This is a genomic window from Streptomyces ferrugineus (assembly GCF_015160855.1).
In the GTDB taxonomy this organism is placed as follows: domain Bacteria; phylum Actinomycetota; class Actinomycetes; order Streptomycetales; family Streptomycetaceae; genus Streptomyces; species Streptomyces ferrugineus.
In genome coordinates, this window is the sequence record NZ_CP063373.1 from 6,356,951 (window position 1) to 6,371,985 (window position 15,035).

The 15,035-nt window shown below is 70.1% G+C and carries 12 protein-coding genes; 6 read left to right on the forward strand and 6 right to left on the reverse strand.

What is annotated here, in order from left to right:
- Positions 1 to 94 precede the first annotated feature (94 nt).
- A complete protein-coding gene (locus IM697_RS28705) occupies positions 95 to 1,066 on the forward strand; it encodes an acyl-ACP desaturase (protein ID WP_194038997.1) in 972 nt (323 codons plus the stop codon).
- A gap of 396 nt (positions 1,067 to 1,462) precedes the next feature.
- Here IM697_RS28705 and IM697_RS28710 read toward each other — a convergent pair whose 3' ends face one another.
- Positions 1,463 to 1,717, reverse strand: a complete 255-nt coding sequence (locus IM697_RS28710; protein ID WP_194038998.1) for a WhiB family transcriptional regulator — start codon at positions 1,715 to 1,717, stop codon at positions 1,463 to 1,465.
- A gap of 271 nt (positions 1,718 to 1,988) precedes the next feature.
- On the opposite strand from IM697_RS28710, the gene IM697_RS28715 reads away from it, so the two are divergent.
- A complete protein-coding gene (locus tag IM697_RS28715) occupies positions 1,989 to 2,780 on the forward strand; it encodes a VOC family protein (RefSeq protein ID WP_194049916.1) in 792 nt (263 codons plus the stop codon).
- A gap of 23 nt (positions 2,781 to 2,803) precedes the next feature.
- Here IM697_RS28715 and IM697_RS28720 read toward each other — a convergent pair whose 3' ends face one another.
- The gene (locus IM697_RS28720; RefSeq protein WP_194038999.1) at positions 2,804 to 3,841 is read right to left on the reverse strand and encodes a LacI family DNA-binding transcriptional regulator; all 1,038 of its coding nucleotides are present in this window, start codon (positions 3,839 to 3,841) and stop codon (positions 2,804 to 2,806) included.
- Positions 3,842 to 3,940: 99 nt separating this feature from the next.
- The gene (locus IM697_RS28725) at positions 3,941 to 4,906 is read right to left on the reverse strand and encodes a multicopper oxidase domain-containing protein (protein WP_194039000.1); all 966 of its coding nucleotides are present in this window, start codon (positions 4,904 to 4,906) and stop codon (positions 3,941 to 3,943) included.
- Between the two features lie 178 nt (positions 4,907 to 5,084).
- On the opposite strand from IM697_RS28725, the gene IM697_RS28730 reads away from it, so the two are divergent.
- Positions 5,085 to 7,562, forward strand: a complete 2,478-nt coding sequence (locus IM697_RS28730; RefSeq protein ID WP_194039001.1) for a ThuA domain-containing protein — start codon at positions 5,085 to 5,087, stop codon at positions 7,560 to 7,562.
- Positions 7,563 to 7,576: 14 nt separating this feature from the next.
- The gene (locus IM697_RS28735) at positions 7,577 to 9,763 is read left to right on the forward strand and encodes an OmpL47-type beta-barrel domain-containing protein (RefSeq protein ID WP_194049917.1); all 2,187 of its coding nucleotides are present in this window, start codon (positions 7,577 to 7,579) and stop codon (positions 9,761 to 9,763) included.
- Here the strand turns inward: IM697_RS28735 and ligD are convergent.
- On the reverse strand, positions 9,750 to 10,817 hold the full coding sequence (gene ligD / locus IM697_RS28740) for a non-homologous end-joining DNA ligase (protein ID WP_194039002.1): 1,068 nt from the start codon (positions 10,815 to 10,817) through the stop codon (positions 9,750 to 9,752). The genes IM697_RS28735 and ligD overlap by 14 nt on opposite strands.
- 74 nt (positions 10,818 to 10,891) lie before the next feature.
- Here ligD and IM697_RS28745 point away from each other — a divergent pair, with 74 nt between their 5' ends.
- The gene (locus tag IM697_RS28745; RefSeq protein WP_194039003.1) at positions 10,892 to 11,962 is read left to right on the forward strand and encodes an ATP-dependent DNA ligase; all 1,071 of its coding nucleotides are present in this window, start codon (positions 10,892 to 10,894) and stop codon (positions 11,960 to 11,962) included.
- 13 nt (positions 11,963 to 11,975) lie between these two features.
- On the opposite strand, the gene IM697_RS28750 is transcribed toward IM697_RS28745, so the two are convergent.
- On the reverse strand, positions 11,976 to 13,166 hold the full coding sequence (locus IM697_RS28750) for a zinc-dependent alcohol dehydrogenase (RefSeq protein ID WP_194039004.1): 1,191 nt from the start codon (positions 13,164 to 13,166) through the stop codon (positions 11,976 to 11,978).
- Positions 13,167 to 13,373: 207 nt separating this feature from the next.
- On the opposite strand from IM697_RS28750, the gene IM697_RS28755 reads away from it, so the two are divergent.
- Complete coding sequence (locus IM697_RS28755; RefSeq protein ID WP_456114983.1) at positions 13,374 to 14,390, forward strand: DUF3048 domain-containing protein; 1,017 nt, start codon at positions 13,374 to 13,376, stop codon at positions 14,388 to 14,390.
- A gap of 10 nt (positions 14,391 to 14,400) precedes the next feature.
- Here IM697_RS28755 and IM697_RS28760 read toward each other — a convergent pair whose 3' ends face one another.
- On the reverse strand, positions 14,401 to 14,865 hold the full coding sequence (locus tag IM697_RS28760) for a MarR family winged helix-turn-helix transcriptional regulator (RefSeq protein WP_194039005.1): 465 nt from the start codon (positions 14,863 to 14,865) through the stop codon (positions 14,401 to 14,403).
- Positions 14,866 to 15,035 lie beyond the last annotated feature (170 nt).

Below are 15,035 nucleotides of genomic sequence, written 5' to 3' on the forward strand. Positions count from 1 at the left end.
TCGTAACCTACGGGTTCGTAGCCTACGATTCCGTAGGTTCCGGCAACCGCTCGCCGGTCACCATCCCCGTGTTGCGCGTCCCCCTGGAGTTCCCGTGACGATTGCTTCTCCCCACCTCGGCAGCCCTGCCGGCTGGACCGACGCCCGGCTGCTGTACGCACTGGAGGAAGTGGTCGAGAATGAGTTGAACCGGCACCTGAAGGTCGCCAAGGACTGGATGCCGCACGAGTACGTGCCGTGGACGGACGGCCGCAACTTCCCCGGCCAGTTCGAGGACGGGGAGGCCTGGGGCAAGGAGCAGTCCAAGGTCACCGAGATCGGCCGTATCGCGCTGGTCGTGAACCTCCTCACCGAGGACAACCTCCCCAGCTACCACCACGAGATCGCCTCGCTCTTCGGCCGGGACGGCGCCTGGGGCACCTGGGTGCACCGCTGGACCGCCGAGGAGGGGCGGCACGGCATCGTGATGCGGGACTATCTCCTCACCTCGCGCGCGGTGGACCCGGACAAGCTGGAGCAGTTCCGCATGTCCCACATGAGCGAGGGCTTCGAGTCGGACAACCGCCACTCGATGCTGCACTCGGTCGCCTACGTCGCCTTCCAGGAGCTCGCGACCCGCATCTCGCACCGCAACACCGGCCACCAGTCGGGGGACCCCGTCTGCGACCGCATGCTGTCGCGCATCGCGACGGACGAGAACCTCCACATGGTCTTCTACCGCAACCTCCTCAAGGCGGCCTTCGAGCTCGCCCCGGACCTGACGATGCAGGCGGTGCGCGACGTGGTCGTGAACTTCCGCATGCCCGGCCACGGCATCCCCGGCTTCGAGCGCGCCGCCGCCCAGATGGCCATCGGCGAGGTCTACAACCTGCGCATCCACCACGACGACGTCCTGCAGCCCGTCCTGCGCTTCCTGAAGATCATGGAGATCGACGGCCTCGGCCCGGAGGGTCAGAAGGCCCAGGAGGAGCTCGGGCTGTTCATGGGCGGCCTGGACGCCGAGGCCCTGAAGTTCGACGAGAAGCTGGCCGCACGCAAGGCCCGGATGGCAGCTCGGGACGCCTGACCGCCAGTCCTCCCTGTGATCGACGGCTGACTCGCACGCGATGCGGGCCGGCCGTCGCTTCTTGCCGTTCCCGCGCCGACGCGCCGGTAGCCCCCTTCCGCGCGGCACCCGGGCACGCCCCCGGATCCTGACCACAGCAGCCGACCTTCCGCACTCCGGAGCACATCGACGTCGAGTTCGTGCAGCGCGCCTACGCCACGACCGTCGCGCCCGGCCTCGCCACCTGGACGTCCCCCGGCTCGCGTCGGCACCCCGCCGGCAGCCGTCTGCCGGGCACGACGTGCGCCCTGCCTCGCGAAGGGCGGCTTCCGGCGTGAGGCGGCCCGGAACTCGTACGCGCCCCGCGCGCATGGAAGCGCTGCTGGCCGGCCGCCTCGGCGGCCGGCGCACGGTGGTTCAGCGTGGCGTGCGGCGGAGTTCCAGGCGTTCCTTCTCCGACAGGCCGCCCCAGACCCCGAAGCGCTCGTCGTTGTCCAGCGCGTACTCCAGACAGGCGGAGCGGATCGGGCACATGCCGCAGATCCGCTTCGCCTCCCGGACGGAGCTTCCTGGTTCGGGGAAGAAGAAGTCCGCCCCGGTCTGTGCGCACAACGCCTCCTGCTGCCAGGCCAGATCGGGCGAGGTGATCGTTGTGATCGTGTCGATGTGCATGGGCAGGATCGTGCCGGTCGGCGAAAAACGTTCGATCAACGCGGGATCAACGCCGCGCCGAAGGGCCTCCGGCCGACTCGATGGTCCCCCTCCGCGCAGCCCGGCGCACGGCGGCGCGCGGGAACGGGTGAAAACTGCGGGGCCTTTTGCCGGTCACCCACGGTGATCTTGACCGGGGTCCGGGCAGACGGTCGCCTTCCGGCAGCGATTGTCAGTGGGCGGTGGAAGACTCGGACAAGCAGGCAGCGGGACCCTTCCGAGGAGGGCGATGATGCTCACCACCCGTTACGTCACCGGCGCGCCCAACTGGATCGACCTCGGCACGCCCGACATCGAGGGCGCCGGTTCCTTCTACGGCGGTCTGTTCGGCTGGCGGTTCCAGCCGGGCCCGCCCGAGACCGGTGGTTACGGCCTCTTCCAGCTCGACGGCAAGACGGTGGCCGGCGGTATGCGGACCACCGAGGAGCAGGGTCCGCCCTCGTGGACGGTGTACTTCCAGTCGCCGGACGTGGACGCCACGGCGAAGGCGGCCGAGCAGGCGCACGGCTCGGTGATGGTACAGCCCATGGATGTGCTGGACCTGGGCCGCATGGCGATCCTCGCCGACAAGGCCGGTGTCACCTTCGGTCTGTGGCAGCCCGGCATCACCAAGGGCCTGGACCTCGTCCAGGAGCCCGGCTCGCTGTGCTGGCTGGAGCTGTACACCCCGGACGTACCGGCCGCGGCGGGGTTCTACAACGCGACGCTGGGCATGGAGACCTTCGCCCTGGACTTCTACGGCGGCACGTACACCACGTTCAGCCCCGGCGGGCAGGGGGAGGACGCCATGTTCGGCGGGGTCGTCGACAAGGCGGACGACCCGGCGGAGGCGGCGGGCCCGGCGTACTGGCTGCCGTACTTCGAGGTCACCGACACGGACGCCACGGTCGCCAAGGCACAGTCCCTGGGCGGCACCGTCCGCATGCCCGCCACGGATCTGCCGGACGTCGGCCGCATCGCCAAGCTCACCGACCCGTACGGCGCCCGCTTCGCGGTGATCAAGAGCGCACCGCCACGGACCTGACGGCGGCCGGAGTCGGGGTCGGACTACGCCGATGCGCGCCGCACCAGCGTCGTCGGCAGCACCACACTGGACGGCGCGGCCCCGATCCCCAGCTCGGCGGCATCCCGCTCCAGCCCCCGCAGCAGCAGCCGGGCCATCAACCGGCCCATCTCCTCGATGTCCTGACGGATCGTCGTCAGCGACGGCTCGGTCTGCTCCGCCACCGGAAGCATGTCGTCGAACCCGACCACGGCGACATCGTCCGGCACCCGCCGCCCGGCCTCCCGCAGCACCCGCAGCGCCCCCGCCGCGGAGAGGTCGTTGGCGGCGAACACGGCGTCCAGGTCCGGGCAGCGCGCGAGCAGCTCACGCATCGCCCGCTCCCCGCCGGCCGGTGTGAAGTCGCCCTCGACGATCAGCCGCGGATCGGCGTCGACCATGACGTCCCGGTATCCGTCGAGCCGGTCCACGGCCGAAGTCTGGTCGAGGGCGCCGGTGATGTGGGCGATGCGCGTGCGGCCGAGGCCGGCGAGATGCCGTACGGCGTCGCGGGCGCCACCCCGGTTGTCGCTGTCGACGTAGACCACGCCTCGCCGGTCGCCGCTCCAGTCGGGCCGTCCGCCGAACACCGTGGGCACTCCGGCGCGCTGGATCAGCTCGGGCAGCGGGTCGTCGAGGTGCAGTGAGAAGACGAGCGCCCCGTCGACATGCCCGCCGGCCAGGTAGCGCCCGACGCGGGCGTGGTCGTCGCGCCCCTCCGTGAGCAGCAGCACGAGCTGATTGTCATGGGCCGTCAGCTCCTTGCTGATGCCCCGGAGTTGGAGGGCGAAGAAGGGGTCGGCGAAGACCCGGGTCTCGGGTTCGGCGACGACGACGGCGATGGCGTCGTGCCGCCGGGTCACCAGGCTGCGGGCGGCCTGGTTGGGCACGTACCCGAGTTCCTCCACGGCCTTGCGCACCCGCTCGACCAGCGGCTCCCTGACCCCGTCCCCGCCGTTGACGACGCGCGAGACGGTGGCCCGCGAGACCCCGGCCCGTGCGGCGACGGCCTCCAGGGTGGGGCGCGGGGCGGTAGCGGTCACTGGGCGGCTCCTCGTCGGCGGTTGCCGATCAGGATAGCCCCGGTGAAGGTGGGGGTGAGAGCGCTCTCGGGAGGAGCGGTACGGCTGCGGACCCTGCTGTCAGTGCTCGTGCGGGTCGTACCCGGGAATCGTCCCGTCCGCCTTCTTCACCAGGAACAGCCCCACCATCCCCATGTCGGAGTGGCTCTGGACATGGCAGTGGTACATCCACGCCCCGGCCCCGACCCCCTCCCCCGCGATCACCTGGAAGCCGAACGAGTCCGCCGGGCCCACGATCTTGTTGTCGATGACCTGGCTGGGGTCGTCGGGGCCGGTGAGCATGCCGGTGCGGTTGTCCGCCCAGCGGTGTCCGTGCATATGGAAGGTGTGGTAGTACTCGCCGTGGGTGATCATCACGAACTCGACGCGATCGCCCACCGTGGCCTCGAAGTTCGGGCCGCTGTGCGCGGGCTTGTTGTTGATGAGCATGTCGTTGAAGACGATCGTGTGGGTCGCGTCGGGGAGGACGTCGCCCTTGCGGCGGACGATCACCGGCCCGTACAGCCCCTTGCGGATGCCGCCCGTGCCGTGCTCCGTGCCGACGACATGGTCGTGGTAGTGCCAGTAGCCGGCGCTGCCCGCCCGCCAGGTGCCGTCCTTGCGGCGGCCGGGGGCGTGGGTGCGCCAGGTGTAGGTGCGGGTGCCGCCGGGCGCGACGTCGCTCTTGTTCAGCTTGGTGCCGTCGCTGGTGATCTCGTAGTCGAGGCCGTGGACGTGCAGGCTCACCGGGACGTCCATCGTGTTCTCGAACTCGATGTGCAGGGTGTCGCCTTCGTTCAGCTCGATCAGCGGGCCGGGGATCGACGCCTTGCCCTTCTCGAGGCCGTAGCCCAGTTGTCCGTCGGCGAGCTTCTCGGCGTACAGCTTGAGGTGTCTGACCTCGCCGCCGGCCGGGGCGGTCCTCGCCTGTGTGTCGGCGCCCATGGCCTCGGGTACCGATGTCAGCGACAACGATGTCGCGACCGTCGCGCCACCCAGCAGCACACGCCGGTTGAAGCCGCGTCTGTCGAAGCTGCGTCTGTCCATGCCGAACTCCCCACGGCGGTACGGAAATTACGGGGATGAACCGGTGAGACGGTACCGGCCACTCGCTCGTTTATCCACACTCAGGACAAAGTTCGTCCCATTGCGGTCATAGGTATTGGCGAGTCGTTCAAAGGGGTCTAGCTTCCTTGTCGCTGTTGCTGTGACCGTGGAGGTGCCCATGCGCTTACGAGGGTTGAGCACGAGAAGACAGACCTGGGTGGCCACCGTGACCGCCGGGATCGTCGCGGCCGGACTGATGTCGGCTCCGGCCGCCGACGCGCGCCCTGCTCCGGAACCATCCCTGACAACGATGTCCATCAAGTCGCCCCCGGGCGGCGCGAATGTACGGGTGCTCATCTTCTACGGGTCCGCGGCCGCCGGCGACGAGTCGCCGCTGGTGAACGCCGGTATCGAGGCGATCGAGAAGATCGGCCTGTCGGGCCCGGCCGATCAGCGCTTCAAGACCGAGGCCACGAACGACGCGTCGGTGTTCACCAATGAGACGAAGCTGGGCCGATTCAATTCCATCGTGTTCCTGACCGGTGGCGGCGACGTCCTCGACCCCGAGCAGGAGGCGGGTCTTGAGGCCTACATGGAGGCGGGCGGCGGTTTCGTCGGCATCCATGACGCGGCCCGCGCCGAGCCGTACTCGGACTGGTTCACCGGCCTGGTCGGCGCCCGCCCGGCGGCCGGCGGCCCGACGACCGCGCAACGGGCCGTCGTCGAGGTCGGCGACCGAACGCATCCGGCCACCAAGGAGCTGCCGCTGCAGTGGAAGCGGCCGGACAAGTGGCTGAACTGGGCGAAGAACCCCTCGGGTGACGTCCATACGGTCGCCCGGGTCCGGGAGTCCTCGTATCAGCCGGGTTCGAGCGCCAACGGCTGGGACCACCCGATGAGTTGGTGCCGGGACTACGACGGCGGCCGCTCCTTCTACACCGGCATGGGCGGCACCGTGTCGTCGTACGACGAGACCGACTTCCGTAGCCATCTGCGCGGCGCCCTGCTGTGGACGACCCGGCTGGCACAGGCCGACTGCAAGGCCACCATCACCGGCAACTACCAGGCCGAGCGCCTCACCCAGCCCAACCAGCCCGGCCGGAACGACCAGATCGGCGAGCCGCACGGCCTGGTCACCGCCCCGGACGGGCGGGTGCTCTACATCGGCCGGGGCGGTGCCGACTCCTCCCAGCCGGTGGTCACCGACTGGAACGACCCGGACATCGGCAAGGGCAAGGGCGAGATCCACGTCTACGACCCGAAGACCAAGAAGGTCACCCTGGCGGGGGCGTTGACGGTCTTCGGCAACAAGGGCGGCGGCGACGAGCTGATCAAGGTCGAGGAGGGGCTCCTCGGCATCGAGCTGGACCCGCGCTTCGAGGAGAACGGGTGGGTGTATCTGCACTACACCCCGCACTCGCGGATCAACCGCGACACACGGATGGCCGAGCGGCGCGTCTCCCGCTTCACGCTCGACCTCGCCACCAACAAGCTGGACCTGGGCAGTGAGAAGGTGCTGCTCGACTGGCCGGTGCAGATCCACAGCTGCTGCCACGCGGGCGGCGGGATGACCTGGGACTCGAAGGGCAACCTGTACATCGCGACCGGCGACAACAACTCCAGCCGCTTCAGCGACGGTTACTCGGGCAACAACCCCGAGCCGAACTACAAGGGCGTCTCCTTCGCCGACGCGCGCCGCACCGCCGGCAACACCAACAACCTCAACGGCAAGATCCTGCGCATCCACCCGGAGCCGGACGGGACGTACACGCTCCCGGAGGGCAACCTCTTCACCGGCGAGGAGACCGACGAGGGCGGCGGCAAGACGCGCGGCGAGATCTATGTGATGGGCGTCAGGAACCCGGCGCGCATCTTCGTCGACCGGCGGACCGACATCCTCTACGCGGGCTGGGTCGGCCCGGACGCCCCGGCGCCCTCGACGACCTGGGGTCCGGCCAAGTACGACACCTTCGCCGTCATCACCAAGGCGAGCAACCGGGGCTGGCCGTACTGCATGGGCAACAAGCAGCCCTACCGGGACCGCAATCTGCCGGATCCGAGCAAGCCGCTGGGCTGGTACGACTGCGACCACCCGAAGAACGAGTCGCCGAACAACGACGGCCTGGTCAACCTTCCGCCGGTCACCGGCAACAACATCTGGTACTCGCCCCAGGGCGGCGCCCCGGACTTCCCGCGCGACGCCAACGGCGTGCCGTCGTACCAGCAGGAGGAGGCCACCTACGGGCTGCCGTGGCTCAAGGGCGGCGGCCAGGCCGCGATGAACGGGCCGGTCTACCGGTACGACGCGACGAGCACCAGCGGGACCAAGTGGCCGGCCTACTGGGACGGCAAGTGGTTCGTCGGTGACTTCTACGACGCCGACCAGCCGCGCAACGCGGTGCTCACCGACCCGAAGACGCACGGCGACGGCGGTCTGCCGGTCCACTCGGAGTCGCTGAAGAAGATCGTGCCGGTCGGCAACGACGGCATCAAGAACCTCATGGACTGGAAGTTCGGTCCGGACGGCGCGCTGTACGTGCTCGACTACGGGCGGGGCTTCTTCACCTCGGACGCCAAGTCGGCACTGTGGCGGGTCACTTACACCGGTGGCGGGCCGACCCCGGCCGCCGACCAGCTCGCGAGGGGGGCGCGGTGACACGGCAGCGAAGAATGTGGGCGGCCTTGCTGGCCGCACTGCTCATGGTGCTCGGACTGCAGTCGCTGCCCGCGACCGGACAGCCGCAGCCCCAGCCACAGGCGGCCGCCGAGCAGGTCCTCACCTGGACGGCCGGCGACGACATCACGAAGTACACCTCGGCGCCCGCGACAGCGGTGGCGGGCGCGACGACGATCGTCTTCGAGAACAGCACGGCGACCGGCAACACCACCGGAATGCCGCACACGTTGACCTTCGACACCTCCGACCCCGAGTTCAACAACGACGTCCAGCTCAACATCCTCGCCAACCCGAACGACGACCAGGGCGGCCGCCACACCGCCGAGGTCACGCTCACGCCCGGCCGCTACCGCTACTACTGCACCATCCCCGGCCACGGCCAGATGCAGGGCATCCTGGTGGTGACCGAGGGCAGCGGCGAGGACACCACGGCGCCCGAGGCGTCGGCGCGGGTGAGCGGAACGCAGAACTCACAGGGGCAGTACGTCGGTTCGGCGAGCGTGGCGATCCAGGCCACCGACGAGGAGGGCGGCTCCGGGGTCGACCGCGTCGAGTACGCGGTCGGTGACGCGGGCGCCTGGACGGCGTACACCACCCCGGTCGTCGTCGACCAGGTCGGCGATCACAAGATCCGCTACCGCGCCCTGGACAAGGCGGGGAACGTCTCGGCGGAGAAGAACGTCACGTTCACGGTCGTCCCGCCGCCGACCGACGACACGGCACCGCCTCAGACGTCGGCGACGGTCAGCGGGGAGCAGGACCCGGACGGGGCGTACATCGACATGGCGACCGTCACCGTGTCCGCCTCCGACACCGGTTCCGGCGTCAACACCATCGAGTACGCGATCGGCGACGGTGCCTGGCAGGCGTACACCGCGCCCGTGATGGTGCACGAGGTCGGCAGCCACACGGTGCGCTACCGGGCCACCGACAAGGCGGGCAATGTGGCGGCCGAGAAGAGCGTGCGGTTCACGGTCGTGGCGTCGCCCGAGCCGGACACGACCCCGCCGGTGACCGGTGTGACCGTCGAGGGCACCAAGAACTCCGACGGGGCGTACATCGGCAACGCCAAGGTGACCGTCTCGGCGACCGACGAGCACGGCTCCGGTGTCGAGCGGATCGAGTACTCGATCGACAGCGGTCCGTACCTGGCGTACGACGCGCCGGTGGTCGTCGACCGCGCGGGCACGCACACCCTGGCCTACCGGGCCACCGACAAGGCGGGGAACACCTCCGCGGCCCGCACGGTGACCTTCACGGTCGTCTCGAGTCAGGTCCCGGCGCCCAACTGTGCGGAGTTCGACGAGCGATTGACGGTGATCGTCGGCACGGTCGACTCGGGTGTGCCGAACCGGATCACCAACAGCCGGTGCCGGATCAACGAGTTGATCGAGGACGAGAAGGAGTGGACGTCCCAGGCGCTGTTCCTCAAGCATGTGAAGACGGTCCTGGACAAGCTGCTCAGGGAAGGCGTCGTCGACCAGCGCGAGTACAACGCCATCCGCAAGGCCGCCCGTCAGTCCGGGATCGGCAAGCCCGGGCAGACCGAGGGCTACCGGACGATCCTCGACGGCAGCGCGGAGTCGTTCGCCAGGTGGCAGCAGGTGGGCGGCGGTTCGTTCGCGCCGAACGGCGACGGCTCGATCACCTCGGGCACCACGAAGGCCGGGCTGGGCATGCTCTGGTTCCCCGAGCGGAAGTACGGCGACTTCTCGCTCAAGCTCCAGTGGCGTGACGACGCTCCGGGCACCGGCAACGCCAACTCCGGTGTGTTCGTCCGCTTCCCGTGGGTCCACGACCACCCCGAGGAGTCGCGTCCGGAGTGGGTCGCCATCAAGTACGGGCACGAGGTGCAGGTGCTCGACCGGCCCGACGGCGACATGTACAAGACGGGGTCGGTCTACGGCTTCGACCGGGTGGGGCTCGCCGGTGCCGGCGTCACCCAGAAGGGCACGTGGAACGACTACGAGATCCGGGTGGTCGACCAGCACTACTCGGTCTACCGCAACGGCGTGCTGATCAACGAGTTCGACAACATCGGCGGCCAGGACTTCGTCCCGCCCCGCTCGGACGACCCGGGCACGGACGGGCGGCGGTTCGCCTCCGGCTACATCGGGCTCCAGGTGCACGGCACGACGGATGTGGTCTCGTACCGGGACATCCGGATCAAGGAGCTGTAGGTTCCGGGGGAGGCGCCTTCGCCGGGGGCGTCTCCTTCCCGCCTGTCGTCTTCTTCGCCCGGCTCGGCTGCACCCGCTTCGGCTCGCCCGGCATCTTCGGGTACTCGGGCGGGTACGGCAGATCGCCGAGCCCGTGGTCACGCTCGTCCTTGTTGGCCAGCTCCAGCAGCGCGTCCAGGGGGAAGCGGTGGTCGTCCATGTCCGCGTGCACATCGCCGAGTTCGGCGTAGCGCGCGGGCATGGTCGCGATGTCGAAGTCCTGGGGGCGGGCCGTGCCGACCTCGTCCCAGCGCAGGGGTGCGGAGACGGGGGCGTGCGGGCGGGGCCGTACGGAATAGGCGGAGGCGATGGTCCGGTCCCGGGCGGTCTGGTTGTAGTCGATGAAGATGCGCTCGCCCCGCTCCTCCTTCCACCACTTGATCGTCACGTGGTCCGGCATCCGGCGCTCCATCTCCCGCCCGACGGCGATGGCGGCGCGCCGGACCTGGGTGAAGGTCCAGCGCGGCTCGATCGGCACGAAGACGTGCAGGCCGCGCCCGCCGGAGGTCTTGGGCCAGCCGCGCAGACCGCCGAACTCATCGAGGACGGCGCGCAGTTCGTGGGCGGCGCGGACGGCGTCGGCGAAGTCGGTGCCGGGCTGCGGGTCGAGGTCGATGCGCAGCTCGTCGGGGTGGTCGACGTCGTCGCGGCGGACCGGCCAGGGGTGGAAGGTGAGGGTGCCGTACTGGGCGGCCCACAGGACGGCGGCCTCCTCGGTGGGGCACATCTCGTCGGCGCTGCGGCCGCTGGGGAAGGTGATGTGCGCGGTGGGGATCCAGTCGGGCATGTTCTTCGGCGCCCGCTTCTGGAAGAACCACTCGCCGCCCAGGCCGTCCGGGTAGCGCTCCAGGGTGGTGGGGCGGTCGCGCAGGGCGCGCAGGATGCCGGGGCCGACGGCGGCGTAGTACTGAGCGAGGTCCAGCTTGGTGAAGCCGCGCTCGGGGAAGAAGATCTTGCCCGGGTTGGAGAGGCGGACGGTCCTGCCGCCCGCTTCCAGCTCCACCGCTTCACCCATGCGAGCCACGGTAGGCGTACCGCGCACACCTCGCACACCGGGCGACGGCCGTCGTATGCGAGCAGAATCGGACCATGGACCTTCCGGTGATGCCGCCCGTGAAGCCGATGCTCGCCAAGTCGGTGGCGAAGATTCCGCCGGGCATGCAGTACGAAGCCAAGTGGGACGGGTTCCGGGCGATCGTGTTCCGTGACGGGGCCGAGGTCGAGTTGGGCAGCCGTACCACGAAGTCGCTGACCAGGTACTTTCCCGAGCTGGTGGCGGGGCTGAGGGAGCGGTTGCCCCAGCGGTGTGTGCTGGACGGGGAGATCGTGATCGCGCGGGAGGGGCGGCTGGACTTCGACGCGCTCACCGAGCGCATCCATCCGGCCGACTCCCGGGTGCGGACGCTGGCCGAGCGGACGCCGGCGGCGTTCGTGGCCTTCGACCTGCTGGCGCTGGCGGACGAGTCGCTGATGGAGACCCCGCTGGCGGACCGGCGGGCGCTGCTCACGATGGCGTTGTCCGGAGTGACGGCGCCGGTGCATGTGGCGCCGGCGACGACCGACGTCACGACGGCGCAGGGGTGGTTCGAGCAGTACGAGGGGGCCGGACTGGACGGGGTGATCGCCAAGCCGCTCACACTGCGCTATCTCCCGGACGAGCGCGCCATGTTCAAGATCAAGCACGAGCGGACTGCGGACGTCGTGGTCGCGGGCTACCGCCTGCACAAGAGCGGGCCGGTCGTGGGTTCCCTGCTGCTGGGCCTGTACGACGACCGGGGCGGCCTGCAGCACGTGGGCGTGTCGGCCGCGTTCTCGATGAAGCGGCGCGCCGAGCTGATCGAGGAGCTCGAGCCGCTGCGCATGGAGGACGTCGTGGGGCATCCGTGGGCGGCCTGGGCCGAGGAGGCGGCCCATGAGTCGGCCCGGCTGCCGGGTGCGCCGAGCCGCTGGTCGGGCAAGAAGGACCTGTCCTGGGTGCCGCTGCGGCCGGAGCGGGTGGCGGAGGTGGCGTACGACCACATGGAGAACGGGGTGCGCTTCCGGCACACGGCCCGCTTCCGGCGCTGGCGCCCGGACCGCACCCCCGAGAGCTGCACCTACGCCCAGCTCGAGGAGCCGGTGCGCTACGACCTCGGGGCGATCTTCGGGCCGCAGGCCTGAGGAGCGGTACCGGTCACGGCTTCATCAGCACCTTGACCGCGCCCTCCTCCTTGCGCTGGAACATCTCGTACGCGTGCGGGGCGTCGCTCAGCGGCAGCCGGTGGGTGGCGAAGTCGTCGACGCCGAGGGGGTCCTCGTCCACGAGATACGGCAGGATGTCGTCGCTCCAGCGGCGCACGTTGGCCTGTCCCATCCGGATCTGGATCTGCTTGTCGAACAGGGTGAGCAGCGGGATCGGGTCCGTCATGCCGCCGTAGACGCCGGACAGGGAGATCGTGCCGCCGCGCCGCACCAGGTCGATGGCGGTGTACAGGGCGGCGAGCCGGTCGACGCTGAAGCGCTCGGCGAAGGGACCGCTCAGCCTGCGGGGCAGCAGCGCCGAGGCCTGCTGGGCCAGCCTGGCGGCGGCGCTGCCGTGCGCCTCGGTGCCGACCGCGTCGATGACGGCGTCGGGGCCACGGCCGTCGGTCCGGTCGCGGATGGCGGCGACGAGTTCCTTCTCGTCGTCGAAGCTGCGCAGGTCGAAGGTCTCGACGCCCCGCTCCCGCGCCCGCCGCAGCCGCTCGGGCACGAGGTCCACGCCGAACACCCGCCCCGCGCCCCGGACCTGTGCGACACGGCAGGCCATGTCGCCGATGGGGCCGAGGCCGAGCACGGCGATGCTGCCGCCCTCGGGGATCTCGGCGTAGCGGACCGCCTGCCAGGCGGTGGGCAGTACGTCGGAGAGGTAGACGAACCGGTCGTCGGGCGGCCCTTCGGGGATCTTGATCGGGCCGTACTGCGCGTGCGGGACCCGCAGATACTCGGCCTGGGCGCCGGGCACCGATCCGTACAGCCGGGTGTAGCCGAACAGGGCCGCGCCCATGCCCTCGCCGGTGACCTGGGTGGTCTCGCACTGGGTCGGCAGCCCGGTCAGGCACATCCAGCAGTTGCCGCAGGCGATCTGGAAGGGCACCACCACCCGGTCCCCCGCCTGGAGGTCCGGCACCGCGGCACCGACCTCCTCGACGATGCCGATGGGCTCGTGGCCGAGGATGTCCCCCGGCGTCATGAACGGGGTGAGCACCTCGTACAGATGCAGGTCGGAGCCGCACAGCCCGGTGGACGTGATACGGACGACCGCGTCCGTCGGCTCCTGGATCCCGGGATCGGGCACGGTCTCCACCCGCACGTCCCGCTTGCCCTGCCAGGTCACTGCCCTCATCGTCCCGTGCTCCCTCCGTCACGCGTGCGTCCGGTCGTACGGTCCGCCCGGGTACCCCGGCGCCGCGCGCCGAACCACGAGGACGGACCACAGGGTGGGCCGACCGGCTGTCCCTGAGCGGGCCGATCGGCGGATTCCCGAGGACCATCGACGACGATCGGGTATGGCTACCTATGAACTGATAAGCACACAATTTGATGACATGAAATGGGTGGGTGGCTGAGGGTGACGACAGTGGGCGGACAACGAGCGGCGCGCACCAGACGCGCCACGACCATGACGGGGCTGCTGGCCGCCGCGCTGGCGGCCTCCCTGGCCGCGGGCTGCACGACGTCCGGCGACGGCCCCCGCGACGACGGCCGCGGGCAGAGCCGTACGTCGGCGCCCGGTGAGAGCGAGACCCGGGCGGCGGGCCGCGCGGCGCTCGCCGTGAAGATCGACAACGCGCGCGCCGCACGGCCCCACACCGGTCTGAACGAGGCGGACATCGTGTACGTCGAGCAGGTCGAGGGCGGGCTGAGCCGTCTGATGGCGGTGTACGCGCAGAAGCTGCCGAAGGTCGTCGGGCCGGTGCGCAGCGCCCGCGAGACCGATCTGCAGCTGCTGGGCCAGTTCAACCGGCCGGTGCTCGCCTTCTCCGGGGCGCAGAGCAAGCTTCTGCCGCTGATCGACAAGGCTCCGGTGCAGGCGAAGCCGCCCGGCGAGGCGAACAAGGCGTACTTCCGCGGCAAGTACCGGCCCAGGCCGCACAACCTCTATCTGCGGCCCCACCGGCTGATGTCCTCGCCACCGGGCACGTCCGTCCTGACGACCGGCTTCCGCTTCGGCGCCGCCCCGAAGGGCGGCAAGGTCACGGCCTCCCAGACGGTGCGCTACAAGGCGGCCCGGTACACCTTCACCTGGTCCAGGAGCCAGGACCGCTGGATGGTCGCGATGGACGGCAGGGCCGCCAGTACGACGGACGGCAAGCGGGTCACGGCGGGCACGGTCGTCGTGCAGTACGTGAAGCTGCGCAGGACCGCGTTCCACGACAAGCTCGGCCACTACACGCCGTTCACCGAGACGGTCGGCTCCGGGAAGGCGCGGGTGCTGCGCGACGGGCGCGCCTACGACGTCAACTGGAAGCGCCCGAAGGCCTCGGCCGGCACGACGTTCACGACGAAGGACGGCAAGCCGATGAAGTTCCAGCACGGCCAGGTGTGGGTGGTGTTCGCCAAGGGGTGACGATCTGGGGTCAGGGCTGTGCGACGAGGGGTTCCGCCGGGTTGCGCAGCCCCTCGGCCGCGTCCGCGACCCGCCGGATCAGATCGAAGAACAGCGTCTGCTCCTCGGCGGAGAGCGGAGCCAGGAAGACCTGGTTCATCCGGGCCGTGCGCACGGTCAGCTTCTTGTGCGTGCGCAGTCCCTCGTCCGTGAGACGCAGCAGGAAGCGGCGGCCGTCCTGAGGGTCGCGGACCTTGTCGAGCAGCCCTCGCCGGCCGAGCCGGCTGATCACCTCGGCGATCGTGGACCGGTCGAGCCCGACGCGCTCCCCCACCGTCCGCTGGTCCAGGCCCGGCTCGGCGACGAGCGTGTTGAGGACGGCGAACTGGGGCGAGGTGATCTCCTCGGAGACCATCGTGTTCCACAGCAGGTGGTGCGCCTGCTGGAGCCGCCGGGCCAGATGCCCGGGGTGGGTGGTGAGGTCCACGGCGGCCATGCGCGCTCCCCTGGTCGTATTCGTCGGTGCACTGAACAATACCCGTCCATGACGTGTCTGTCTGCGGAGCGCCTGGCCAGGCCGACCTCACGTTTCTCAAGGTCTTGACGGCTTCCCGCTCCGGTGGCAGCGTGAGGGCGAACCTCGCGGAAATACTCAGTGCCCTGACT

Excerpts from the sequence above, each read along its gene's own strand:
- IM697_RS28710 (WP_194038998.1), bottom strand. The coding sequence starts at position 1,717 with ATGCACATCGACACGATCACAACGATCACCTCGCCCGATCTGGCCTGG.
- IM697_RS28715 (WP_194049916.1), top strand. The coding sequence starts at position 1,989 with ATGCTCACCACCCGTTACGTCACCGGCGCGCCCAACTGGATCGACCTC.
- IM697_RS28725 (WP_194039000.1), bottom strand. The coding sequence starts at position 4,906 with ATGGACAGACGCAGCTTCGACAGACGCGGCTTCAACCGGCGTGTGCTG.
- IM697_RS28730 (WP_194039001.1), top strand. The coding sequence starts at position 5,085 with ATGCGCTTACGAGGGTTGAGCACGAGAAGACAGACCTGGGTGGCCACC.
- IM697_RS28735 (WP_194049917.1), top strand. The coding sequence starts at position 7,577 with ATGTGGGCGGCCTTGCTGGCCGCACTGCTCATGGTGCTCGGACTGCAG.
- ligD (WP_194039002.1), bottom strand. The coding sequence starts at position 10,817 with ATGGGTGAAGCGGTGGAGCTGGAAGCGGGCGGCAGGACCGTCCGCCTC.
- IM697_RS28745 (WP_194039003.1), top strand. The coding sequence starts at position 10,892 with ATGGACCTTCCGGTGATGCCGCCCGTGAAGCCGATGCTCGCCAAGTCG.
- IM697_RS28750 (WP_194039004.1), bottom strand. The coding sequence starts at position 13,166 with ATGAGGGCAGTGACCTGGCAGGGCAAGCGGGACGTGCGGGTGGAGACC.
- IM697_RS28755 (WP_456114983.1), top strand. The coding sequence starts at position 13,374 with ATGGGTGGGTGGCTGAGGGTGACGACAGTGGGCGGACAACGAGCGGCG.
- IM697_RS28760 (WP_194039005.1), bottom strand. The coding sequence starts at position 14,865 with ATGGCCGCCGTGGACCTCACCACCCACCCCGGGCATCTGGCCCGGCGG.